Genomic DNA, 22,266 nt, shown 5'->3' with positions numbered 1-22,266 from the left:
GGTGTTATTAATGTCAACTTCTATTATTTAAAGGTTAACATAAAAAGGCGGTGAACAAAATGTACTTCGGCAAATCCAAAGCCCATGCTAATTCAGAACGTGTACCTCCTAACCAGCATGTAACGAAAACCTTTCCGGTTCTGCACGCCGGTTCGGTTCCGGAATATCGCGAATTGAAGAGCTGGAATCTTCAGGTTTACGGACTTGTAGAGAAGCCTTTGCTTCTAAGTTTTGAGGATTTGATGGAATTTCCTCAAGCAACAATCTCCAATGATATTCATTGTGTAACGGGATGGTCCAGACTTGATAATCAATGGACAGGTGTTAGAGCAAGGGATATAGCTCATGCAGCGGGAGTCAGCGGCGAAACAGGATTTGTTGTTCTCCATGCTGAGGAAGGATGGACGGCAAATCTTCCGTTAGAAGACTTTCTGAAGGAGACAAGTCTGCTGGCTCATTCTCATGATGGTAAACCATTAACGCCAGAGCATGGATACCCGATCAGAGCAGTTTTTCCGCATCTTTATTTTTGGAAAAGCGCTAAATGGCTTAGGGGAATTCAATTTACAAAGCAAAATCATCCTGGATTCTGGGAAAAAAACGGCTACCATATGAACGGAAACCCTTGGAAAGAGGAGAGATTTTCCTGGGACTAATGCTTTATTTTTGTTTTTGGAAAAAATTAATACTTGAAAAATAAAAAACTTTCGTTATAGGGGGCGCGAAACCGCTCCTACATTGTTATAATAAATACTATGCTGGCATATTTACAGCAATCTAATTACCGAGGATTTAATGGAGTGTAGACTACATGTACTTTACGTTATTGGCTATTATTGCGATCATTCCTTTCGTATTAGGTGTTGTGATTTTATTTCACAATCGCACTCCTTTTTTTCAAGTTGCCATCAGTTTTCTCCTATTGCTTGCTTTTTGGCAATTAGATTTATCCATTCTATATGGGGTGGAGTTATTTGAGATTGAAGAGGCCAAAAGATATTTCACATTTTTCCGCTTTGGCATTATTTTTAATTTTCCAGTGGTCTGTTATTTCATGTACATTCTTCTCACCCGCTACAGCAAAGTGAGTCTGTTCTCCAAAAAGGTTTTCCTTTGGCCGCTTCGGCTCGTCTTGATTTTCTCCTTTATGTTAAGCACCGCTGTTTATGTGCTCAGCAACACAGCCTTAGGAGTGCGAGGGCTTGAGATGTATTACCCTGGCAAACAGTACCCTAATCACTATTATCCTATTTTTGGAGATTGGCAGTGGCTGTTTGTACTGAACACGAGCTTAACCTTATTTGTTGCCTTCACTTTAATATTTTTCTCCATATTCCTGGCTGTAAAGGAACATCGCTTATTTAGCTTGTATTTAAGCATAACTGTTTTCAGTGTTATCACGATCGGACTTTTAAGCGGGTATAAAATCCTTCCGCTTTTTGTGTCAGGTTTTTCATCTATATTGCTTACTCTAATCATTTTTATTGGTCTTATTCAAAATCTTACCCGCGGTTTGAAGGAGCAAAAAAATCTCCTTCATAAAATTATGAATCTCAATCCCAACTATATTTATGTGAAAAATGAAGATCACCAGTACATTATTGCTAATGAAGCCATGGCTTCACTTTATGATATGGATGTGGATGATCTTCTGAATAAAACAGACCTGGAGCTGAATCCCCGAAGTGTTCAGGCAGTTAAAATTGAGATGGAAGAGAAGAAGGTTCTGCTTGGGATCAAACCGAAATATGAAAAACTAGATAAAATTGTCGATTTAAGAGGCCAGGTCAAGTGGGTAGAAGTTCTGAAAATTCCCGTAACCCTTGAAGGGAAACAGCTGATTTTATGTATTGGAAATGACATCAGCCAAAGGAAACGGGACGAAGAATACATTTTAAAAACAGAGAAAATGAGTGTTGTAGGAGAGCTGGCAGCGGGGGTTGCTCACGAAATAAGGAACCCGCTTACCTCGCTTAAAGGTTTTGTTCAATTTTTAGGTGAGGATGAAAACCTGAAGCATCAAAATCATCTTCGTGTCATGGCGGAGGAGATCGATCGGATTAATGAAGTTATTGATGAGCTTTTGCTTATTGCGAAGCCTCAAGGCAAAACTTTTAAAAAAGAAAAAGCTGCAGAGATATTGGATGATGTTGTCTTGCTTATGGAGGAGACAGCCAAAGCTGCTCACGTGCAATTCAGCATTACCGCTGATCCGGAACTGTATATCATGTGCAATAAAAATCATCTAAAGCAGGTCTTTATGAACTTAATTAAAAATTCAATTGAAGCAATGGAATTTGGCGGGATGATGACCATCTATTGCTCACTGACAGCTGATGGCTATGCACAATTTATTTTGAAGGATGAGGGAGAAGGCATTGAACCTGACCGGATTGAAAAACTGGGGGAACCATTCTTCACTACGAAAGAGCGAGGGACAGGCTTAGGTCTGACGGTATGCTACAAAATTGTAAAAGATGAGCATAGAGGGAAGATTCAATTTCAAAGTGAATTGGGAAAAGGGACAACCGTTACCATTCTGCTTCCTTTAGATCCGATTGAAGAAGCAAAAAAGAGATTTATTTAATAAAGCGGCCTTATGGCCGCTTTATTTTGAATTTTTTTCTATATGAGCTTCTAATTCGATGGATACATTGCCTTTAAGCGCTCGTGAAATCATGCAGGACTGCTCTGCTTTTTCTGCCAGCCTTTGAGCCAGTCGGATCTCTTTTTCTTCCGCATCAGATGCTAGAATCAAATCAGGGCGGTGAATGATTTTTTTGTACGTGATATATCCCTTTATCACCTCGACGATTCCCTCAGACTCCATCGTGAGACTTTCTACAGGGATTGAATTTCTTTCAAGCATCGCAGCGAGTGTAATGATATAACAAGTTGCTGCTGCTCCTAAAAGCATTTCATCCGGATTTGTTCCCTCACCCGGTCCATCCATTTCCGGAGGGATGGAAATGGATGTCTTTAAATGTCCGGTTTGTATTTCCCCGACACTATTTCTTCCGCCGGGCCATGTTGCCTGAAGCAAAAAGCTGTGTTCTGCCATTGAAATCGCCTCCCTCGGCTAGCGTAGCGCATCTTTTGACTATAAAAAAGGAAGATGCTCAGCGCATCTTCCTTTTCAACAGAGGTTATACAGTCAATTCTTTATCCAATGCAACTTCCGCAGGTACATATGTGAAGCCGAGATCACGAGCAACAGCTGCGTACGTAATCTCCCCATTAGCAGTGTTAAGGCCAGCTTTAAGGGCGATATTTTCTGCGATCGCTTTATACACACCTTTATTGGCAATTTGCAATGCGTAAGGTACGGTCACGTTAGTTAGGGCCATTGTAGATGTTCTCGGCACGGCACCAGGCATGTTGGCAACAGCATAATGAACGACGCCGTGCTTTTCATAAGTTGGCTGGTCATGAGTAGTGATGTGGTCAACAGTTTCAACAATTCCACCCTGGTCAATCGCAACGTCAACGATGACAGAACCAGGCTGCATGCTTTTTACCATTTCCTCGGTTACAAGAGTCGGTGCTTTTGCGCCAGGAATTAGAACCGCGCAGATAAGCAAGTCGGATTCAGCGACTGCTTGTGCGATGTTGATTGGATTTGACATAAGTGTTTTGATCTGAGTGCCGAAAATATCGTCCAATTCACGCAGACGGTCAGCACTTAAATCGATAATGGTTACATCCGCTCCAAGACCGATTGCCATTTTGGCAGCGTTTGTTCCGACTACTCCGCCGCCAATGATTGTAACTTTACCGCGGCTCACTCCGGGAACTCCTGCAAGCAGAATCCCTTTTCCGCCTTTAGGCTTCTCGAGGAATTGGGCACCGATTTGAGCGGACATGCGTCCTGCCACTTCACTCATCGGTGTTAGCAATGGAAGGGTGCGTCCTGCTGAAACAGTTTCATAGGCAATCGAGATTACACCGGATTGTTTTAGAGCAAGAGCAAGTTCCGGTTCAGCTGCAAGGTGAAGGTAAGTGAAAAGAATCAGACCCTCGCGGAAAAATCCGTACTCTGGCTGCAAAGGCTCTTTTACTTTCATAATCATATCGGATTGAGCCCATACATCAGCGGCCATCTCAATTATCTCTGCGCCTGCTTCCAAATAAGCTTCATTTGTAAAGCCGCTTCCTAAGCCAGCTTCTTTTTCTACAAGAACACGATGCCCGGCTGCTGTAAACTGTGCTGCTCCTCCTGGAGTCAGCGCAACGCGGTTTTCGTTGTTTTTAATTTCTTTAGGTACACCTATAATCATAAATCCGTCCTCCTATAAGGTCAGGTATTGGTTTGGTATAAGTTATAGGTTTAGTATAATAGCTTCTTCCTATTTTTTGTTTGTTTAAAAAAGAGAAAGGGCTTCCATGATTTTGTGAAATTTCACAAAGACATTCGATCCAGCTTCATATCCAAATAAATGGTCATTTTCTCATTTGGATTCGTTAAGTCAATCTCTGCTATTTGAGTGATGCGCTTCAGTCTGTAGCTAAGTGTATTTACATGAACATTCAGCTGTTTGGCGGCAGCATGCACAGAGCTGTCGGCCTCTAAGTAAACCTCAAGCGTCTCAGTTAAATTGGATTTGTGATCAGCATCGTATTCCTTAAGCTTCTGCAAAGAGTAATTTTCAAAGCCCTCCAGCTTGCGCTTTTCGTAAAGCACATCAAGGTACTGGTAGATCCCGAGCTCTGAAAAACTTGTTAAAGACATGGTTTCTTCAGGAAAACGCTGTTTTATTTTTGAAACGGCAAGTGCCTCGCGATAACTTTGTTCAACTTTAAGCGTTTCACCGTAGACTCCTCCAATGCAAGCTTCAACACCCCGGAGTCCAAATCTTTCATCCAGCTGCTTTACAGTTGAGGCGCAGAAATCCTTAATCTCTGTTAAAGCCTGCTCACCGCGGGGCTCTGCCAAAATGATCAGCTGGTTATAGTCAGTTGTAGATAACAATACGTGAACCTGCTGTGTTGTTTTAAGCAGATAATCAATTTGCTTCTCAGCACTTTGGGAAATTTCCGGGCCGAACGTAAAAAGGATGACAGAAAACATTTGTGGATACTTCACATTCAGCTGTCCGAAGCCCTGCTGAATTTCGTGGATGGACTGAACATTTCCGGTTAGCAGCCTCCAGAACATTTCCTGGCTTCGTTCCTGTCTTTTGGTTTTATTGGCATGGAGATTTAGAAGTTTATTTTTAATGGCCTCAGTCGCTTCTTTTAATAATTGAAGCTCTGAAGGCGATAACTTTTTCTCAATTTCAAGTGCCCAGACGAATCCAAGGACCTCTTCATTTTTCCAAATAGAGATGGCGACACGGCTGCCGAGACCTACCTCCTCGATTTGATTTACACGGATCGGTTCTTTTGTGTTCATCAGCTTAGGGATCGTCCCGTCCTTCCATAAGCTGTTAATTACTTTCTCAGGCACCCGGCGGCCTATAATAGTAGAAATTCTTGCCGGATCTGTACAATCGTCATGAGTACTGTAGGCAAGAAGCCGATGATTTACATCCTCTATTGTAATAGGAAGAGACAGGACTTCACTGATTTTGTCGGCAATATCCTCAAGTCGGTCAAACTGGTAGATGAAAGGCTGATTATAGCGGTCGGTCATATTAGTCACTCCTGATCATTCTTCTATAGAAAAGTATGCGCATCTCCTTTGTAAAAATCAACAAAAAGAGGGGAGGAGGATAAATCCAAAATAATGATGCAGGAACCTCATATTACACAATTCAACATAATTTCCCAGGAAATTCTGGTTATCCTAAACCTGAATTCTCATTAAGGAAGGATGATCGAAGATGAAATTATTGTTGCTGCTTGCTGGTTTGGTCATTATGGTGTCTGCACCAAATTTGGCTTTTGCTGCTTCTGAAAAACAGCCAGTTCCAAATCACTCTAAGCATTTCAAAATGGATAGGAAACAGGAGCTTTTACGTCTGGTGAAAACCTATACCCCTGAAAAGACGCGTGAATGGGAAACTGCACTGCAAAGAAGAAAAGAGCTTAAGGAGAAGCTGCATCAGAATTATGAAAAAGACAGGAATGAGCTTGCCGGTTTAAGAAAGCGGTGGAAGGAACAAAAATTGCCGGAGGAAGTCATCCGGAAAAATGCAAGAGAGTGGCGGGATAGCAAGCACAACGGGCATCACCATCCTGACAGGAAGAGGGCTCTGCAGGATCTTAAGCATGCTTTAAAAGTGAAAGATGAAGCAAGTATTAAAGAATCTTTGAACAGTATTCTTAAACGGGTGCAAAACCGAAATAAGGAACTGGAAAAACGGCTGAAATAGGGTTCATTCAAAAATTCTCCACAGTTCTATCATATTTCTGCGTCAATTTTGCATTATGATCAAAATGGAACTGGACTGCATGAAAAACTGGAAAGTCGTTTAAGTGAAAAGGTACAATAATGAAAAGGAATAAGAGGGAGCAAGCTTGCTCCCCTTTTATGGTGGATCAGAGCTGCTGATTGCCGTTATTCACTGAATGCCAAGCTTATGGAGGGGATGAAATGTCTTATACCGTCTATTTAGTAGAAGATGAAAATCATTTAAATACCGTATTAACCACATATTTGAAACAGGAAAATTGGGAGGTTAAGAGCTTTCATAATGGAATGGATGCGATTAGAAGCATTCATGAACAGCCCCATTTATGGATTCTCGATATTATGCTGCCGGACATAGATGGATATGACGTTATAAAAGAAATTAAAAAAATGAACGAAGATACTCCTGTCATATTTATTAGTGCCCGGGACGAAGACCTCGACCGGATAATTGGTCTGGAGCTTGGCGGAGATGACTATCTTGCCAAACCATTTTTGCCGAAGGAACTGATCATCCGTGCGAAAAAAATTATGAAGCGCACATATGAAAAGCATGAGGAGCCAAGCCTGATTTATGGTCCTTATATCATTAAAGAAAGAGAGCGGACCATTTCTGAAAACAATGAAGTGATTCAGCTGACGTCAAAGGAATTTGATTTATTTGTCTATCTTGTCAAGCACGTTGGAAGCGCTCTGAGCCGTGAGCAGATCCTAACCTATGTTTGGGGGGACAATTATTTTGGCTCGGACCGGGTAGTGGATGACTTAGTCCGAAGAGTTAGAAAAAAATGTCCGAAGCTGCATGTTGAGACCATTTACGGATATGGATACCGGACGGTAAAGTATCTTGAGAAATAAACCGTTATTTGTTCAAATCGCCACGCTTTTCACAGGTTTAATCGTGGTAATGGCGATTGTCTTTTTTCTTGTTATTCCTTCAACACTAAAGACGTTTTTTACAAATGAACTTTTTCGCACAATTGAAGAGGCGCAGCAGCCATCCTATCCTAATCTGAATTATACGGATCCGGAGAATTCTTCGGCAGATCAGCAAATCCGGTCAGTCAAGCATATCTTTATCTATGAAAATGGCCGTTATGAGGGTGAGCAATATTTGCGGTTGTTTTTAGCTCAAGGCCAGCAGCAAAAAGAAAATATGAAACGCTATAATTTATCCTTCGGTAAAAGTGAAATGCTCTATGTCATTAGAAAAGGCTATGACAGAGAAGGAAACAAAGGATACCTCGTGTCCTTCCTATGGGACAAGTATCGAAATGAACTTATACAAACGTTATTAACACGAATCTTCTTTATTTTTGCCTTAATCATTGTAGGAGGCATAGTCCTTGCTTTTATCTTTTCAAAATGGCTAGTTAAACCGCTCGATTTGATCACGGCTCATGTAAACAAGATTTCCCAGCGAAAGCTTGGCGAATCCCTTCTATTAGACCGGAAGGATGAAATCGGGAAGCTTGCCGTCTCGATTGATGATATGAGGAAGCAGCTCAAAAAACAGGACGAATTTCAGCAAACGATGCTTCAAAATGTTTCCCATGATTTGAAAACTCCGATTATGGTGATTAGAAGCTACTCAGAAGCAATGAAAGATGGAATCCATCCTACAGGATCGCTTGAGGGATCAGCTGATATCATTGAAAAAGAAGCGCTGCTGCTTGAGAAGAAAATCAAAGATCTGCTTTATTTAACAAAGCTCGATTATCTTTCTCAGCTAAAGCTTGAGAAAAAACCTGTTTATATCAATGAAACGGCAGAGGATGTTATTGTGAGATTCAGTGCCGCCAATCCTATGGTAAAGATCCGTTCAGATTTGGAGCCATCTGAAATTTATGGCAGTGAGGAACAGGTGAGGGTACTTCTGGAAAACCTTCTCGAAAACGCACTGAAATATGCTAAAAGTACAGTGGATCTGTCTGTGAAACAGCGTGGAGATTCGATTCTGCTCCGCTGCTTCAATGATGGTGAGCCGGTAAGCGAAAAGCTTCTTTCCAATTTGTTTCAGCCATTTGTAAAAGGAGAAAAGGGCAATTTCGGACTTGGGCTTGCCATCATTAAACGGATTGCCGATCTTCACCATGCTTCTATTACAGTGGAGAACGAAAACGAAGGCGTCGCCTTTCAGGTTTTTTTTCCGCGATAAAATGCCGTTCTTCTTGATGAAGGACGGTATTTTTTCGGCAAAACAGCCATTTCAATGGACAACTATTCAAGAGATGTCATACAATATAACGTTTCATTTGATATTGTCCTTCAACTGTGATAATTTGATAAGAAAAATTATTTAGGATAAGGAGGGTTCACAGATGAGGAACGTTACGCTCATACAGATTTTTGACCATCCGATTGCACAGAAATATTTGCAGCGTTCAGGAATTGCCCATGCTGTTTCCGTTGCTTTTCATGCGTATAGACTTTCTGTAAAGGAAGGAGTTGATCCGGATTTGGCAGTGAAAGCAGCCCTGCTTCATGACATTGGACATTATGAGTGGTATACAGACGGGGAATGGGACTTTGAACAATATAAAAAGAATGACATTCATGCCATTAAAGGAGCAGAGCGTGCTCACAAGCTGCTGGTTCGTCTTGGAGAGGACCGTCAAGCGGCGAAAGAAATTGCGCTCGCTATTCTGCTCCATACGGATTCCTACCTGCCTGACGGAAGCTTATCACAGAATCCTCTTCAAAAAGTGGTGAAGCTGGCAGATGAAATGGATGAGGAACCGGATGGCAAACATCACTACAGGAGAATTTCCGAACAGACAGCAAGAAAAAAGATACAAGAACTGGATCAGCTTATAGAACAGAGGAAACGTCCCTTAAAAAGAACGGTATAGCTCGAAGAATCCTAGAAGTGGTGATATCTCCGCTGCATCCTTCATACGTTAAAAGTATGAAGATTGCTTTAAGGAGATGAATGCCATGCAGAACCAAGCTCCTCAAATGATTACGATCATTGATCCATATGTATATCAAACGCTTCAGACGGTTATTGGGAAGGATCTTGTTATTCAAACGACCAGGGATACAGTACGGGGGAACCTTACTGATGTGAAGCCTGATCATATTGTATTAAAGGCAAACGGAGACTCTGTGTTCTTTATTCGTATTCAGCAAATTGTATCCATTATGCCAGATAACGATTAGATGTCCCAAGAAGCCGGTTCAGCTGCGAACCCGGCTTTTTATTTTTTGCTTTTCCGGCTGATAAACAGAAGAAATCGGCTGGAAAGAGAGCAAGATTGGCTGGAAAAAAGAGTTTGGCTGGAAAGCCGCGACTTTCGGCTGAAATTCCGTTTTTACCCGGAATAGCAATGGAATTTAAATACAGGTGAGCGGCAAATGAATTTAGGGTATAGATATAGATGGAATGAATGAAGCTTGATCATATAAGGCCATAAACAATAAACAGATAACTTGAACCATTGGGAGGTGACTCCTTATCCAGTTACGGATAAGGGAATTTTGGATATAGTGAACCTTGTGCTTGTCGCCATACTTATTGCGTTAACCGCATTTTTCGTAACATCGGAATTTGCCATTGTAAAAATCAGGAGTTCGCGGCTTGATCAGCTTATTGCAGAAGGAAATAAAAACGCGATTGCTGCCAAACGGGTCACATCAAGTCTTGATGAATATTTATCAGCGTGCCAGCTGGGTATTACAGTGACCGCACTTGGCTTGGGGTGGCTTGGAGAACCGACCGTAGCCCATTTGCTTCAGCCTTTATTTAAAATGCTGCCAATAGGAGAGTCGCTTTCACATGTGGTAACAGTGGCGATTGCTTTTGCTATCATTACTTTTTTTCATGTGGTTGTCGGAGAGCTTGCGCCTAAAACGGTCGCGATTCAAAAGACCGAAGCCGTAGCCCTTGCGTTCGCCAGACCGCTGATTATGTTTTACAAAATTGCTTTTCCTTTTATTTGGGCACTTAACTCTTCAGCTCGGTTTATTACAGGTCTTTTTGGGATTAAGCCTGCATCTGAGAACGAGCTTGCTCATTCGGAGGAAGAGCTGAGGATCATTTTGTCGGAAAGCTATGAAAGCGGAGAAATTAATCAATCTGAATATAAATATGTCAACAGAATTTTTGAGTTTGATGATCGTGTTGCAAAAGAGATTATGGTGCCGAGAACGGAGATTGCTGCATTGGACTCTGAGGATACATTTCAGGAGAACCTTGAGCTGATGAGTGAAGAGAAATATACCCGCTACCCGGTTGTGAATGGTGACAAAGACCACATTTTAGGTATGGTCAACAGTAAAGAAATTTTCACTGATTTATTTACGAACATTCATGATGGTCGCGAAAATATGGAAATGGAAAAATATATCAGGCCGGTTATTGAAGTGATTGAAACCACTCCGATTCAGGATCTGCTGATTAAAATGCAAAAAGAGCGCGTCCATCTGGCTATTTTGGTGGATGAGTATGGCGGGACAGCAGGACTCGTAACAGTTGAAGACATTATTGAAGAAATTGTAGGGGAAATTAGGGATGAGTTTGACCAGGATGAAGTTCCCGAGGTCCAGAGAAAGTCTGAACATCACTATATTTTTGATGGAAAGGTCCTTCTGCATCAAGTAAACAATCTTCTTCATCTGCAAATTGAAGAAGAGGATATTGATACAGTAGGAGGATGGATGCTCACAAAAAATATTGACATTAAAGAGGGGCAGACGGTCTTTCATGAGGGCTATGAGTTTACCGTCCGTGAAATGGAAGGGCACTTGATCCGCTCAGTGGAAGTACTGAAACTGCAGTCTGAAAAAGAAAAGGCTGCAAATATACAATAAGTAAAGCGCGCTGGACTTCCAATCCGCGCGCTTTATTTTTCGATTTTAATTGATTAGCATTGACATAGAGATGTATGGATAGTAGCTTGAAGATAAAAGAATAAACTGGTTTAGGAGGCAGGTGCCCGTTGCTGAAGTCTAAAGTGCATTTTTGGACGCTTGAAATATTGCTGATCCTTTTGATCATCTTCGTATGTACCAAAGTCTCGTTTATATTTTCACCGCTGGTATCATTCACAACTACCCTCTTCTTTCCAATGCTTATTGCGGGTGTCTTGTTCTTTATTTTTAGCCCAATCGTCCGATTTTTAGAAAAGAACCGTGTGCCGAGAACCTTGGCTATATTAATTATCTACTTGATTTTTATAGGCCTGATTGTCATGCTTGGTGCAATTGCAGGACCGCTGCTGTCACAGCAGGTAACGGATCTTTTTAATAGTTTTCCGGACTATGTAACGGAACTGACGCAGTTTATTCAAAATCTTTCTCAATCTACTTGGTTTAAATGGATCATGACTCAGGATTATGTTTCGATTGAAAAGATTGAACAGTCTCTCACTAATTTTGCCTCTCAGCTGCCTCAAAATCTGACTGCCAGCATCACGGCTGTTCTTGGGGTCGTAACGAATATTACTTTAGCGATTGTAACGGTGCCTTTTATTTTGTTCTTTATGCTGAAAGACGGGCATAAATTTCCAGTGCAGGCGGTTAGAGTCTTGCCGAATACATACCGTCATGAAGGAATCAAAATCTTCCATGACTTGTACGACACCCTTGCAGCCTACATCCAGGGACAGCTGCTTGTTTCAATTTTTGTAGGAACAGGATGTTTTATCGGGTTCTCAATAATTGGCTTGGATTACGCTTTGATCCTTGGAATCGTCGTTTCTATTTCTAATATCATACCGTATCTTGGACCATTTCTCGGGGCTACGCCAGCAGTGGTTATCGGCCTTCTGGATTCTCCGACTAAAGGTTTGCTTGCCGGACTGGTCGTATTAGTCGTTCAGCAAATTGACGGGAATCTTTTATCTCCGCTGATTATTGGAAAAAGAATCAATACACATCCGCTGACCATTATCCTCCTGCTGATTGGAGCAGGAAGCTTCGGCGGAATCATCGGCATGATTCTTGCGGTTCCCACATATGCGGTTTTGAAAGCAACGGTTTTAAATTTAACGAGATTGATTCGTCTTAGAATGAGATATCAGGCTGAAAAAAGGGCAAACGATTTGAAAAATCCGAAATTGTAAAAAAGACTGGCTCAATGAGTCAGTCTTTTTTTGGCTGAATATATACTTTCGGATTCTTTTTTTCTGCTGGTTTGCTTTTTCCGTATACCGTTCCAATATTAAGCTGTCCGGGCAATTCTTTTATTCCTAATTGGCCCAGGTTGTTGCTTAAATCCACCTCTTTCATGTCCACGTGCTCAACATGAAGATTTTGAATATAAACAACGGGGATTTGACCGGTTTTTTCCGACGGGTTTTCAGAATTTCCTGCTGCAAGCAAATGATTTTTAATAAAAGAAAGTTCATTCTGCAGCATAGATAAGGTGTGTCCAAGCTCTGCCTGTGTTTTTCGGATCATGATCGAATCAGCACTTGATGACTTAGGCTCTGGACGGCTGTCGAGCTGAGAAAGAGCCGCTGACAAGTTTTGAATGGATTTCTCAAGCTTAGCAAGCTTTTGCTGGATGGCTTGTGTTTCCGCTTCTTTCTTCTTTTTTCTGAATAACATGGACTGATCCCACACATGTTTGCAAGGTAATGTATTATATGGAATTACTGCCCGTCATTATGACTTTCTGCAAAGTTTATTGAGACGGCATCTTCTTCGTCAGCCTTTTTAAAGGTGAGTTCTAAAATCCCATTGGCATATTGGCTTTGGATTGACTCTTTATCTACAGGATAGGGAAGTGAAATGACCCGTTCAGTTTCTCCGTAGCTTCGTTCGGAAGAAACTCTATATTGAAAGGAATAAGGCGGACGAAGATCTCCTTTGAAGAGAATTTTCGTTTTAGTGGAATCAAGAGTAACCGTAAAATCTTCTTTTCTGAAACCGGGGATCTCTATTAAGACGGCAAGAATGCCATTGTGCGAGTAAAGATCATATTTGGGAAACCCTGCATCTCCCCGGGATGAAGATGTAGATGATCCAGGGTTCCCGGCTTCTTCTCCATCAAAAATAGATTTCCAAAAATCATTTTTCTGGCATTTTTCGGTAAGTTCCATCCATTTCTGAATTTTTTCTTTATCCAAGGGTCACCCTCCTGCTAATCAAATTTGAGTAGTGACTGGAAGTGACGGGTTCGCAATTTGATCCTGGTCACTAACGTCAGGATCGGCATTGGCATTTCCCATTATGGAGCAGTTAGGAGATAAGTCTCCGACTGTAAAACTTGCACCCACGGACTTTGCATTGGCTGTATGGCTGTTTTGGGTAACGTTTCCGAAGTCGATATTTCCGTTTTGGGCTACGCCATTTACTTTTATGTTAAATATGTTGATCTGATAAGGCATAAATGCCATTCCTCCTTATGACTGACTGGCGATAAATTCATCAAGATTGGCAATGTTGGATTGATCATTTTGATCCGGATCGATATATATATTTTCCATAAGGGAGTCAGCAGGTGAAAAATCGCCGAAGGAAGAATTCGATCCTGTCGATTTAGAACTGGCAGTATGACTGTTATGCACAGTTTCGCCTATATTTACGGAACCGTTGCATGAGATGCTGTGAATTTTTAGGTTGAACAGATTAATCGTAGTCGGCACAATGTCACCTTCCTCCATTCGCTTTTACAGTGTATGCCCGCTTAAGCCCAATTGTTCGTTTGAACCGTTTAATGCCAAAAAGCATAGGCTGAATAAAAAAGAGGTGAGGATATGCCGGCATTTGTAGGCCCGATGGAAGTAGAGAGTGTTTCAGGTGTTTTTAAGGTGGGAGATACGTTTACCATTTCTCCTAAAAGTGTGCTGAAGTCAGCTGTTGGTGCAGGAGCTCTTTCCAATGGAGATGGGAACCAGCTTGTAAACCACAGAAACGTAACGAATGATTATGATGCGGATGTTATCGATCAGACGGATGCGCTAAATGCATAATTGCATTTTTCAAGTATGTTAAGATTCATCAAAAACATTGATTCCTTTGTGAACTTTATGTACGATTTAAGTAGAGGTGATTTAATATGAATGAAACAGCATGCATCGCAAAGCTTGCCGGTGTGTCTCAAAGCAAGGTGAATGAAGTGCTTCATTCAGAAAGAAAATCTCCTGAAAAGAATCAGGATACGCTCAAGGTTCTTCAGGCAGCTGAAACGTTGAAGCCGATCAATATAGAAATAATAAAGTGATCAGCCTTACTGGGAAGGATTCAGAAATGAAAATTAGAAGAGCGCATCTGCCTAATACAGATAAGGTCTTTATCTATGAAAACAAGAAGGAAGAATTTAGTCTCATAGCCATACCTGAGAAATACTGGTCTATAATAGTGAAATATGAGGAAGCTTTTCAAGAAGTTGATGAGAAGCTCTTAAAATCCCTGATCAAAGTGACGGATGAGGAGGAAGCGAAACTTCTTGCCGGGAAAATCAGGCACTGGATTACTGAAATGTAAAAATAGGCGCTCTTTGGGCGCCTATTTTAATTGGTATAGTTAAGAAAGTCTAACACTTCGTCGATCATGTGCTGGCGTGGGTAGAATTTATACAGGTTGGAAGAGAGCCTTACTGGGTCGCCGAAAAAGAAACGCTCATATTGAGTCTGTCTTCCTCCAAAAGAGCTCATTGTTACATCCCAGGCAAGGCGGAACAGGGCCGTTTTTATTTTTCCGTCGATGGCGGCACCTTGTAAATAATGCTCTGCTTTTTCACCTATTTCTGATTCGAAATCTTCCTCGGAAGCAATCGTCATGAAGCCGCCGGCGCCAATAAGCTGGAGGATCTCAATGTACCGCGGATAGAGCTTGGAATGAAAAATGATAGCAGAGTAAAGGGGCTGAAGATTCGGGCACATCGTCCCCCAGCGGTCAATTGAAGCCGTTTTCTCTGATTTGTAGTGAAGGGCGCTAATTACCTCTGTTCCAATGATTAATTCAGAGATTTTTTCCTGAATATGCTGATATTCGCTCACATTAAGTGTGGAAACTAGAAGCTGGGCAAGGCCAAGCAGAAACTCCAGTTTAACAAGCTGCCGGTTCACCACCTGATGAAGAGCCTGGGAAGCAAAGCAGCTTTCATTAAACATTCGGACAGCGAGGTCGGGACGGTGATAAAAAAATACCCGGTCCCAAGGGACAAGGACATTATCAAAAATGATGACGGTGTCCATTTCCTCAAAACGGGAGGATAAGGGATAATTAAAGGATGATTCTCCTTGTGCAAAGGACTCTCTGCATAAAAACGACAATCCTTTTGTATTGCTCGGGATGGAGAACGAAAAGGCAAATTCCTTTGTCTGAACTCCGCCTCCTGACGGGAAGACCAGAACTTCGTCAGTCATTCCTCCTTCAGTTGCGAGAAGGCGTGCCCCTTTAATAACAAGGCCATCGGAGGTTTTTTTCACTACCTTTGCAGCGACAGGATGATGTTCAGAATCATAATAAGTAGATGAACGGTTTGATTGAGGATTAATAAAGCTATGAGTGAAGGACAAATCTTCTTTTTTTGCTCGTTGATAATGCCGCATAAGATTTTTGGCGAATTCCTCATCTTGATCCTTAAGAATGGGAGAAGATGCTGCTAGAGCCATCAATGCGGTGTTCATATAATCAGGTGTCCTGCCCATCATGCCATGGGTTTTGCGTGCCCATTCCGTCATCATTATGCGCCTTTTCTCTAGATCTTCTCGCGTTTGCGGCCGTAAAAAAGACATCCCTGCCCGATCGTTCGTATCAGGGCATAAAAAGGTCATTCTGTCAGCCTTCTCACTGTCACGCTGTAGATCATAAAGCGAGGCTTTGGTCTGGATGGCCCCCTTATATGCTGGATGCTCTGAAATTGGTCCTTCAATTTTCTTGCCTTTATACCAAATAGCAGGGTGCAGCTGGTTTAACCGATCGATGAATTGTTTTCCTGAAATGACCGGCAATGTTTTCACTCCCGACAGATGTTTGTTCGAACAGAATAACGAATCCTTTTTCACTATATGCTTTATATAATGGAACGTGAGCCCTTTAAATTAGGTGTTTTTCTCAAAAATCTATCATGAAACATTAAAATAGGAATACAAATTGAACTACCCGCCCCTTCATTTTCTTATAGGAATTTGAAGTGGGGATTCCAGAGCTATGGCATTCTCATACCAAGTAAACTGGCTAACCCCGTGTCCCAAAGGATTTATTCTCGATTCTGCAAAGTACCGCGGGCAGACCGGTCGAGTCTAAAGGAATGAAAATAAATTTTAAATGTGTTTAGAGGGGGAGGGAAACGGCAAAACTGAATGGCGTAAAAAGGAGGCGTTTAGATGCAGGATGGAAGCTTTTTTAAAGGAATGCTCTGGGCCACAATTCTAAGCGTGCCATTATGGATTGCTCTATACGGGTGGATGAAGCTTATATTGCATTTTATGCAGGCTTAATCCACCCTTTTTTGCGATACAGTCTGAATGGCTTGTCCCCGTTTTTCGTTTAAGCATTTTCCTTAAACAGGCGGGAAGAATAGAAGCTTCTGAAGATCTGCTGTAGGCAAAGTGCTGTGAAAGCGTTCATAATTAAAGTACAATATCACATGAGAGGAGTTTGATATAAATGGAACGCATACAAATCGCAGAAGATTTATCATTTACGCGCATTATTCACGGCCTGTGGCGTATGGCAGACTGGAATATGAGTAAGGAAGAACGGCTTAATCTAATCGAGCAATGTCTGGACCTTGGAATTACCACTTTTGACCATGCTGACATATATGGTTCGTATACGTGTGATGTTTTATTTGGAGAAGGTTTGGCACTGAAACCGTCACTCAGAGACAAAATGGAAATTGTGACCAAGGCAGGCATTGCGCTCGTTTCAGAAAATCGTCCTGAAAATCGGTTGAAGCACTATAATACAAGCAAAGATTATATTGTTGCTTCTGCAGAGCAGTCTCTTAAAAACCTTCAAACAGATTACATAGATGTCCTATTAATTCACCGCCCAGATCCATTTATGGATCCAGCAGAAGTGGCCGAGGCCTTCAAGAAGCTGAAGGAAGAAGGAAAGGTTCGCCAATTCGGAGTATCGAACTTCAAGCATTCCCAGTTCCATATGCTTCAGTCTTATCTTGATTTTCCACTCGTAACAAATCAGATTGAGCTGTCTGCTTATCAGCTTGAAAATTTTGAGGATGGAACAATGGACTTGTGCCAGGAAATGAGAATTCCTCCAATGGCATGGTCACCTCTTGCAGGAGGGGAAATTTTTAAAGGAGAAGATGAGAAAGCGAAGCGTCTGCATCCAGTTCTTGAGCAAGTTGGAGAACAAATCGGTGCCCGCGGTATTGATGAAGTTCTTTACGCCTGGCTTCTCGCCCATCCTGCTAAAATCATGCCGATTGTAGGATCAGGCAAGGTAAACCGCATTCAATCAGCAGTAAACGCACTTGATTTAAAATTGGACAGGCAGCAATGGTTTGACATTCTCCATGCATCCATGGGCCACGAAGTACCTTAAACAGTAAAACCGGTTAATTTAACCGGTTTTTTTGGTGCTCAGGAAATGTGTGGATAAGCTTTATCTGAGTAATTCTTTGGCCTGCTCCAGATCCTAGCCCTATTTTTTAGGTCATGAGTTTATCAGCCTGCAGGATGCGGGTAAGTATTGCGCTGCGGCAGGAAGCCAGGACTTCATCTTTCAAGGCACTTGCGCTTTTGTCCAGAAAAATTGACGAGCCGGATGAAACATAGTAAATTGTATATACAACTATTATCGCGGGGTGTTTTCATGTCAGACACGCAAGAATTATTTGTTAAATGTCTTTATTTTTCAGCAAATCGTCTTTCAAGATTAATGAATCGTTTTGCAGAAGAGGAATTTGCCCCGACAGGACTTTCTCCCTCTTACGCCTTTTTATTAATGACCGTCTATGAGAAGCCGGGACTGACTCAAAAGGAATTAAGCGAGAATCTTCATATAACTCCATCAACCAGCACCCGGTTTATTGATAAATTAGAGCTGAAAAAATTTGTTGTCAGGAAGAATGAAGGAAAGCTTGTCAGAATTTATTTAACAGATCAAGGTGAACAAATTCAGGAAACAATTAGGCAATGCTGGAAAAACCTTTATAAACGGTATGCGGAAATCCTTGGACCAGAAACAGCCAGAGAAATAACAAAAGATATCCACTTTGCAAATGAGACTTTGAATCAAAAATAAAAATTTTTTAACAGTTGATTGTATGTACAAACAACTGTATACTTTCTTTAGAATCTAGATTATTGGAGGAAAACCATTGAAAAAAACAACTCTCATTATTGCTGCACATCCTTCTATGGAGCAATCCGTTGTTAATAAAGCATTAGCTGAACGGGTGGAAAAAGAAGAAACTGCAACCGTCCATTATTTATACGAAGCTTATCCGGACGGAAAAATTAACGTGGAAAAAGAACAGGCGCTGCTGCTTAGCCATGACCGCATTGTATTCCAATTTCCTTTTTATTGGTACAGCACTCCGGCTCTGTTAAAAGAATGGCAGGATACTGTTTTGACTTATGGCTGGGCATATGGAAGCGGCGGAGATAAATTGCATGGCAAGGAATTTTTAGCCGCGCTGTCGACTGGCGGCCCAAAAGAAGCTTATAACCGCGAAGGATACAATTACTTTGAAATGGAAGAGCTTCTTAAGCCTCTCCATGCAATGGCTAACCTCACTGGGATGAAATATATGGCCCCATTTATGGTACAGGGTGTTAGAATGCTGACAGAAGATCAATTAAAGGATGCTGCTGAAGAGTATGTATCCTATGCAGTAAAATCCTTATAATTCAACTAAACAAGGGCTGCCTGATGGCGCCCTTGTTTTAATTTTGTTCAATGACTTTTCTTCTGCTTTGATGTTTTTTTCGAAGGTATCCAATACCTGTAACAAGAATGACAGCTGCTAATTCAAATGTATAAGTAATCCATTCTTCCTTAAAATAAGGTTTAAGAAAGGGTTCCTTTACAATCATTTTAGCTGCGGTCCATGCTAGGATCGCTGCTCCGATCACAATGATAACAGGATATCGGTCGATGAATTTCAGGATGATTGTGCTTCCCCATACAACAATTGGAATGGAAATAAGAAGCCCGAGTGTGACAAGCAAAATACTGCCGTGTGCTGCTCCGGCAACTGCAAGCACATTATCGAGTCCCATTACAGCATCCGCAATAATGATGGTGCGGATTGCGGACATCATACTTGTTCCGCTTTTCACATCATGCTCTTTGTTATCAGTAAGAAGACGGTAAGCAATCCATAATAGAATAAGCCCTCCTGCTAAAAGCAATCCTGGTATTTTCAGCAGATATACAAATGCAAAAGTGGCTATTGCCCTTATGATTATTGCTCCTAAAGTTCCCCATAATATTACTTTTTTACGTTGTCCAGCAGGCAAATTCCTTGCAGCCAGACCAATCAAAATTGCATTATCTCCTGCGAGTACAAGGTCAATGACTACAATGGATAGCAGTGAACCTAAAAAGTCAGCAGTGAAAATCTCCATGTAACCACCTCACCCTTATTTTTAGCCTATCCGGATTTAATATGCTGTCCGTATTTTGCTAATTGCGGCTTACCATCTAAGGGAAGCGACAAGATGGCCATGAGTTTTTAAAAGTAAAATGTTAATTCCGTCCGGTGTATAAGTAACATCAAATGGTGAAACTAACCCGGACTGGCGGATCAGCCTCATTACTTCCTTTTTATTCGATGATTCTGCGCTCCTTCTTATCCGATATGCATATTGGGGGGAAGAAGATATCGTTATAAGCACTTTTTGCATATCGCCAAAAAGTGAAGCAGCTTCTCTTGCGCTTAAGCGAAATATTTCAATGTAACTTGAACTGAATGGCGGGTCGGGCAAGTACAATCACCTCCTATCCAATATCTTTAAACTATATGTCCGGAATACATGAGATTTGTCCTTTTTGTATAAAAAAGGAAGGGTTTCGGAAAACGAAAGCGAATTCCTCTAATAAGACAAATTTTGGGAGGGGTAGGTTTTGCTCGAGCCGAAAATCTTTGAATTGGAGAATAAGCTGGTGTTTATCTTTGTATTCCATTACGAAGGACATGCGGTCGAAGCAGAATTTCTTTGCTCAAACAACAATATTGTAGATTTGATTGTAAGATACAAAGGTCCTGCTGAATTAGCCGCAGTTCGTTCGAGAGCCGAAATACTTGCGGAGAAGGTAATTGAGGACCATTTATCCAGAAAAAGTGAAGATAATGAGTATTCAGACTCAAAATAACTGGATTTATAGGATAATAAACTTAACTGAAAATTACTTAAATATAAACACAATGGACTATTGAAAGGTTTGCGGTATCACGCACTGAGAATTTCGCCTTATTTTCGGTTACAAACGGTCTACACTCCTATACAATTAAGTTAACAAAGGGCTAGTGGCTTCCCATACGCCGGCCTGATCTAAAAGAAGGAGTGTGGAAGCGATGACACAACACAAGATTGAAGAACTGACACAGATTCTTCACCAGCTGGAAAAGGAAATTCGTGAAACCAAACAATCCTTGCAATCCATTAACAAAAGCATTGATAAGTATGACAAATACGCATATGTAAAGGTTTCTTAAGGCTCTTACATAAAGAGCTTTTTTCTTTGCATACAGATCATATAATAAGATGAAACAGAAAGCAGCCCCCTTAGTGGAGGCTGTTTTTTTTATTGAAATTATGTGAAACTCTTTATATTAATGTAAATATTTTATAATTATCTATTAAAAAAAATGCATATATAGTAATATTACTTTTAAAGGGGTGATTGCAATTAGTGACCAATTACACTTGAACTTAGACGCAGTAATAAAGGCATCTGCGCAATCGGTAACCTCCAAAGTGAAAAATACCGCAGCCCGGGATCGAATTTTGTCGTTTATCGGTACCAAGGATCATGCTTTTTTTGGAAAGTTGACCTATATCCATGGGATGTTATTTGCGGTAGAGCAAAAGCGGACTGAACAGTTCATTGAGGATTTGCATAAACTTGCGGCCGCAGTTGAACTTTATGCGCTTTCATTTGATATTTTTGATGATTTGGAAGATCAGGATAATTTTACAGAGCCGTGGATGCAGATTCCTTCAGGAGAGGCTCTGAACCTTTCAACGCTAATTTACACAATCAGTCTTCAAATGTTAACCGAAGCAGACCGCAGCGGTTCTCTTGTTTCACTCGTTAACAATTACTCTATAAACGCAATGATTGGTCAGCACGAAGACTTGACCTTTTACGCAGCAACAGAAGAAGCTTGTCTGGAAATGACCAAGAGGAAATCGGGATCATTGATTGCTATGGCTTCAATGACAGGTGTTATGTACTCAACACAACATTTTGAACCGATAGTTGAGGAGTATGCGACTCAATTTGGTGTTGCTGCTCAAATAGATAATGATTATAGAGACTTATTTCACACACATAAAAGTGATTTAGCAGCTAAGAAAAATACATTAGCACTTTTATATATAAAAAGGGAATTTAATGATGCATCCAAGGAACTACTGCAGTTTATTGAAAATGGTAACTCCATAGAACAGCAATTTGGCAGTCTGAAAGCTTATAAAGAGGTACTGCATAAAACAGGAGTTATTCATTATCTTAATGTAATGAAACAGATAGCCGTCCAAAAAGCTTTAGCAAACTTGAATAGGCTGCCTTTCCCAGCTGATCAGATTGAGATAATTAAATCTCATTTGATAAAATAATTCATTTAGGAGATGAAAAAAGATGCAAGAAATCGTAAACTATTTATTAGAGAATCCAGAGGTTCTTGAAAAAGTTGTCAATGGAGAGGCAAGTGTTGTAGGTCTTGACAAATTCGAAGAAATGTTTGGATTAGTAGAAGGAATAATTAATTCCGGTAAGACACTGAATATTGTTTGGTGCTAATTTAATTAAGGTTAAAC

The 22,266-nt window shown here is 41.0% G+C and carries 28 protein-coding genes; 19 read left to right on the top strand and 9 right to left on the bottom strand.

The window, feature by feature from the left end:
* Nucleotides 1-59 precede the first annotated feature (59 nt).
* On the top strand, nucleotides 60-656 hold the full coding sequence (locus tag AS29_RS16895; RefSeq protein ID WP_035411078.1) for a sulfite oxidase-like oxidoreductase: 597 nt from the start codon (nucleotides 60-62) through the stop codon (nucleotides 654-656).
* 155 nt (nucleotides 657-811) lie between these two features.
* Nucleotides 812-2,587, top strand: a complete 1,776-nt coding sequence (locus tag AS29_RS16890; protein ID WP_051860799.1) for an ATP-binding protein — start codon at nucleotides 812-814, stop codon at nucleotides 2,585-2,587.
* Nucleotides 2,588-2,608: 21 nt separating this feature from the next.
* Here AS29_RS16890 and AS29_RS16885 read toward each other — a convergent pair whose 3' ends face one another.
* The 3 genes from AS29_RS16885 to AS29_RS16875 all read right to left on the bottom strand — a co-directional run bounded on the left by AS29_RS16885 (nucleotide 2,609) and on the right by AS29_RS16875 (nucleotide 5,632).
* Nucleotides 2,609-3,061, bottom strand: coding sequence for an OsmC family protein (locus AS29_RS16885; RefSeq protein ID WP_035411076.1), 453 nt, complete (start codon nucleotides 3,059-3,061; stop codon nucleotides 2,609-2,611).
* An 85-nt stretch (nucleotides 3,062-3,146) separates the two neighbouring features.
* The gene (ald, locus tag AS29_RS16880; RefSeq protein WP_035411074.1) at nucleotides 3,147-4,277 is read right to left on the bottom strand and encodes an alanine dehydrogenase; all 1,131 of its coding nucleotides are present in this window, start codon (nucleotides 4,275-4,277) and stop codon (nucleotides 3,147-3,149) included.
* 122 nt (nucleotides 4,278-4,399) lie between these two features.
* Nucleotides 4,400-5,632, bottom strand: coding sequence for a PucR family transcriptional regulator (locus AS29_RS16875; RefSeq protein ID WP_035411071.1), 1,233 nt, complete (start codon nucleotides 5,630-5,632; stop codon nucleotides 4,400-4,402).
* Between the two features lie 190 nt (nucleotides 5,633-5,822).
* Here AS29_RS16875 and AS29_RS16870 point away from each other — a divergent pair, with 190 nt between their 5' ends.
* From AS29_RS16870 to AS29_RS16840, 7 genes are all read left to right on the top strand, one after another.
* The gene (locus tag AS29_RS16870; RefSeq protein ID WP_035411069.1) at nucleotides 5,823-6,314 is read left to right on the top strand and encodes a hypothetical protein; all 492 of its coding nucleotides are present in this window, start codon (nucleotides 5,823-5,825) and stop codon (nucleotides 6,312-6,314) included.
* A 221-nt stretch (nucleotides 6,315-6,535) separates the two neighbouring features.
* Nucleotides 6,536-7,210 (top strand): response regulator transcription factor, encoded by a 675-nt coding sequence (locus tag AS29_RS16865; protein ID WP_035411066.1) that lies wholly within the window; start codon nucleotides 6,536-6,538, stop codon nucleotides 7,208-7,210.
* Complete coding sequence (locus tag AS29_RS16860; RefSeq protein WP_035411063.1) at nucleotides 7,200-8,510, top strand: sensor histidine kinase; 1,311 nt, start codon at nucleotides 7,200-7,202, stop codon at nucleotides 8,508-8,510. The genes AS29_RS16865 and AS29_RS16860 overlap by 11 nt, the downstream gene beginning before the upstream one ends.
* A 163-nt stretch (nucleotides 8,511-8,673) precedes the next feature.
* Complete coding sequence (locus tag AS29_RS16855) at nucleotides 8,674-9,204, top strand: HD domain-containing protein (protein ID WP_035411060.1); 531 nt, start codon at nucleotides 8,674-8,676, stop codon at nucleotides 9,202-9,204.
* Between the two features lie 85 nt (nucleotides 9,205-9,289).
* Nucleotides 9,290-9,514 (top strand): YuzF family protein, encoded by a 225-nt coding sequence (locus AS29_RS16850; protein ID WP_035411056.1) that lies wholly within the window; start codon nucleotides 9,290-9,292, stop codon nucleotides 9,512-9,514.
* Nucleotides 9,515-9,832: 318 nt separating this feature from the next.
* Nucleotides 9,833-11,164: a hemolysin family protein gene (locus AS29_RS16845; protein ID WP_035411053.1), complete on the top strand. Its 1,332-nt coding sequence runs from the start codon at nucleotides 9,833-9,835 to the stop codon at nucleotides 11,162-11,164.
* Nucleotides 11,165-11,292: 128 nt separating this feature from the next.
* The gene (locus AS29_RS16840) at nucleotides 11,293-12,417 is read left to right on the top strand and encodes an AI-2E family transporter (RefSeq protein ID WP_035411049.1); all 1,125 of its coding nucleotides are present in this window, start codon (nucleotides 11,293-11,295) and stop codon (nucleotides 12,415-12,417) included.
* Nucleotides 12,418-12,436: 19 nt separating this feature from the next.
* On the opposite strand, the gene AS29_RS16835 is transcribed toward AS29_RS16840, so the two are convergent.
* Genes AS29_RS16835 through AS29_RS16820 form a run of 4 tightly spaced genes read right to left on the bottom strand, consistent with a single transcriptional unit; the run spans nucleotide 12,437 to nucleotide 13,944 of the window.
* A complete protein-coding gene (locus AS29_RS16835; RefSeq protein WP_035411047.1) occupies nucleotides 12,437-12,904 on the bottom strand; it encodes a hypothetical protein in 468 nt (155 codons plus the stop codon).
* A 44-nt stretch (nucleotides 12,905-12,948) separates the two neighbouring features.
* Entirely contained in the window at nucleotides 12,949-13,425 is a 477-nt protein-coding gene (locus tag AS29_RS16830; RefSeq protein ID WP_035411044.1) for an Hsp20/alpha crystallin family protein, read from the bottom strand.
* A gap of 18 nt (nucleotides 13,426-13,443) precedes the next feature.
* Nucleotides 13,444-13,686: a spore germination protein gene (locus AS29_RS16825; protein WP_035411041.1), complete on the bottom strand. Its 243-nt coding sequence runs from the start codon at nucleotides 13,684-13,686 to the stop codon at nucleotides 13,444-13,446.
* Nucleotides 13,687-13,701: 15 nt separating this feature from the next.
* Nucleotides 13,702-13,944, bottom strand: coding sequence for a spore germination protein (locus tag AS29_RS16820; RefSeq protein WP_082883896.1), 243 nt, complete (start codon nucleotides 13,942-13,944; stop codon nucleotides 13,702-13,704).
* 111 nt (nucleotides 13,945-14,055) lie between these two features.
* On the opposite strand from AS29_RS16820, the gene AS29_RS16815 reads away from it, so the two are divergent.
* The 3 genes from AS29_RS16815 to AS29_RS16810 all read left to right on the top strand — a co-directional run bounded on the left by AS29_RS16815 (nucleotide 14,056) and on the right by AS29_RS16810 (nucleotide 14,785).
* A complete protein-coding gene (locus AS29_RS16815) occupies nucleotides 14,056-14,271 on the top strand; it encodes a spore germination protein (RefSeq protein ID WP_035411035.1) in 216 nt (71 codons plus the stop codon).
* 86 nt (nucleotides 14,272-14,357) lie between these two features.
* A complete protein-coding gene (locus AS29_RS21440; RefSeq protein WP_156505967.1) occupies nucleotides 14,358-14,522 on the top strand; it encodes a hypothetical protein in 165 nt (54 codons plus the stop codon).
* A gap of 26 nt (nucleotides 14,523-14,548) precedes the next feature.
* The gene (locus tag AS29_RS16810; protein ID WP_035411032.1) at nucleotides 14,549-14,785 is read left to right on the top strand and encodes a YueH family protein; all 237 of its coding nucleotides are present in this window, start codon (nucleotides 14,549-14,551) and stop codon (nucleotides 14,783-14,785) included.
* A 26-nt stretch (nucleotides 14,786-14,811) separates the two neighbouring features.
* Here the strand turns inward: AS29_RS16810 and hpaB are convergent, their stop codons facing one another.
* On the bottom strand, nucleotides 14,812-16,257 hold the full coding sequence (gene hpaB, locus AS29_RS16805; protein ID WP_035411029.1) for a 4-hydroxyphenylacetate 3-monooxygenase, oxygenase component: 1,446 nt from the start codon (nucleotides 16,255-16,257) through the stop codon (nucleotides 14,812-14,814).
* A 658-nt stretch (nucleotides 16,258-16,915) separates the two neighbouring features.
* On the opposite strand from hpaB, the gene AS29_RS16800 reads away from it, so the two are divergent.
* The 3 genes from AS29_RS16800 (at nucleotide 16,916) to AS29_RS16790 (ending at nucleotide 19,127) form a co-directional block, all read left to right on the top strand.
* Complete coding sequence (locus AS29_RS16800; RefSeq protein WP_035411026.1) at nucleotides 16,916-17,818, top strand: aldo/keto reductase; 903 nt, start codon at nucleotides 16,916-16,918, stop codon at nucleotides 17,816-17,818.
* 270 nt (nucleotides 17,819-18,088) lie between these two features.
* A complete protein-coding gene (locus AS29_RS16795; RefSeq protein WP_035411023.1) occupies nucleotides 18,089-18,520 on the top strand; it encodes a MarR family winged helix-turn-helix transcriptional regulator in 432 nt (143 codons plus the stop codon).
* A 76-nt stretch (nucleotides 18,521-18,596) separates the two neighbouring features.
* Entirely contained in the window at nucleotides 18,597-19,127 is a 531-nt protein-coding gene (locus AS29_RS16790; protein ID WP_269449403.1) for an NAD(P)H-dependent oxidoreductase, read from the top strand.
* 37 nt (nucleotides 19,128-19,164) lie between these two features.
* On the opposite strand, the gene AS29_RS16785 is transcribed toward AS29_RS16790, so the two are convergent.
* Nucleotides 19,165-19,848 (bottom strand): TerC family protein, encoded by a 684-nt coding sequence (locus AS29_RS16785; RefSeq protein WP_035411020.1) that lies wholly within the window; start codon nucleotides 19,846-19,848, stop codon nucleotides 19,165-19,167.
* A gap of 499 nt (nucleotides 19,849-20,347) precedes the next feature.
* On the opposite strand from AS29_RS16785, the gene AS29_RS16775 reads away from it, so the two are divergent.
* From AS29_RS16775 to comX, 4 genes are all read left to right on the top strand, one after another.
* Complete coding sequence (locus tag AS29_RS16775) at nucleotides 20,348-20,596, top strand: hypothetical protein (RefSeq protein WP_035411017.1); 249 nt, start codon at nucleotides 20,348-20,350, stop codon at nucleotides 20,594-20,596.
* Between the two features lie 202 nt (nucleotides 20,597-20,798).
* Complete coding sequence (degQ, locus tag AS29_RS16770; protein WP_035411014.1) at nucleotides 20,799-20,939, top strand: degradation enzyme regulation protein DegQ; 141 nt, start codon at nucleotides 20,799-20,801, stop codon at nucleotides 20,937-20,939.
* Between the two features lie 211 nt (nucleotides 20,940-21,150).
* Nucleotides 21,151-22,065, top strand: coding sequence for a polyprenyl synthetase family protein (locus tag AS29_RS16765; RefSeq protein ID WP_051860797.1), 915 nt, complete (start codon nucleotides 21,151-21,153; stop codon nucleotides 22,063-22,065).
* Between the two features lie 22 nt (nucleotides 22,066-22,087).
* Complete coding sequence (gene comX, locus AS29_RS21125) at nucleotides 22,088-22,249, top strand: competence pheromone ComX (RefSeq protein ID WP_082883894.1); 162 nt, start codon at nucleotides 22,088-22,090, stop codon at nucleotides 22,247-22,249.
* Nucleotides 22,250-22,266: the final 17 nt, after the last annotated feature.

The organism is Bacillus sp. SJS (assembly GCF_000732485.2).
Lineage (GTDB): Bacteria > Bacillota > Bacilli > Bacillales > Bacillaceae > Metabacillus_B > Metabacillus_B sediminis.
This window is presented reverse-complemented; position numbering and strand designations above follow the sequence as displayed.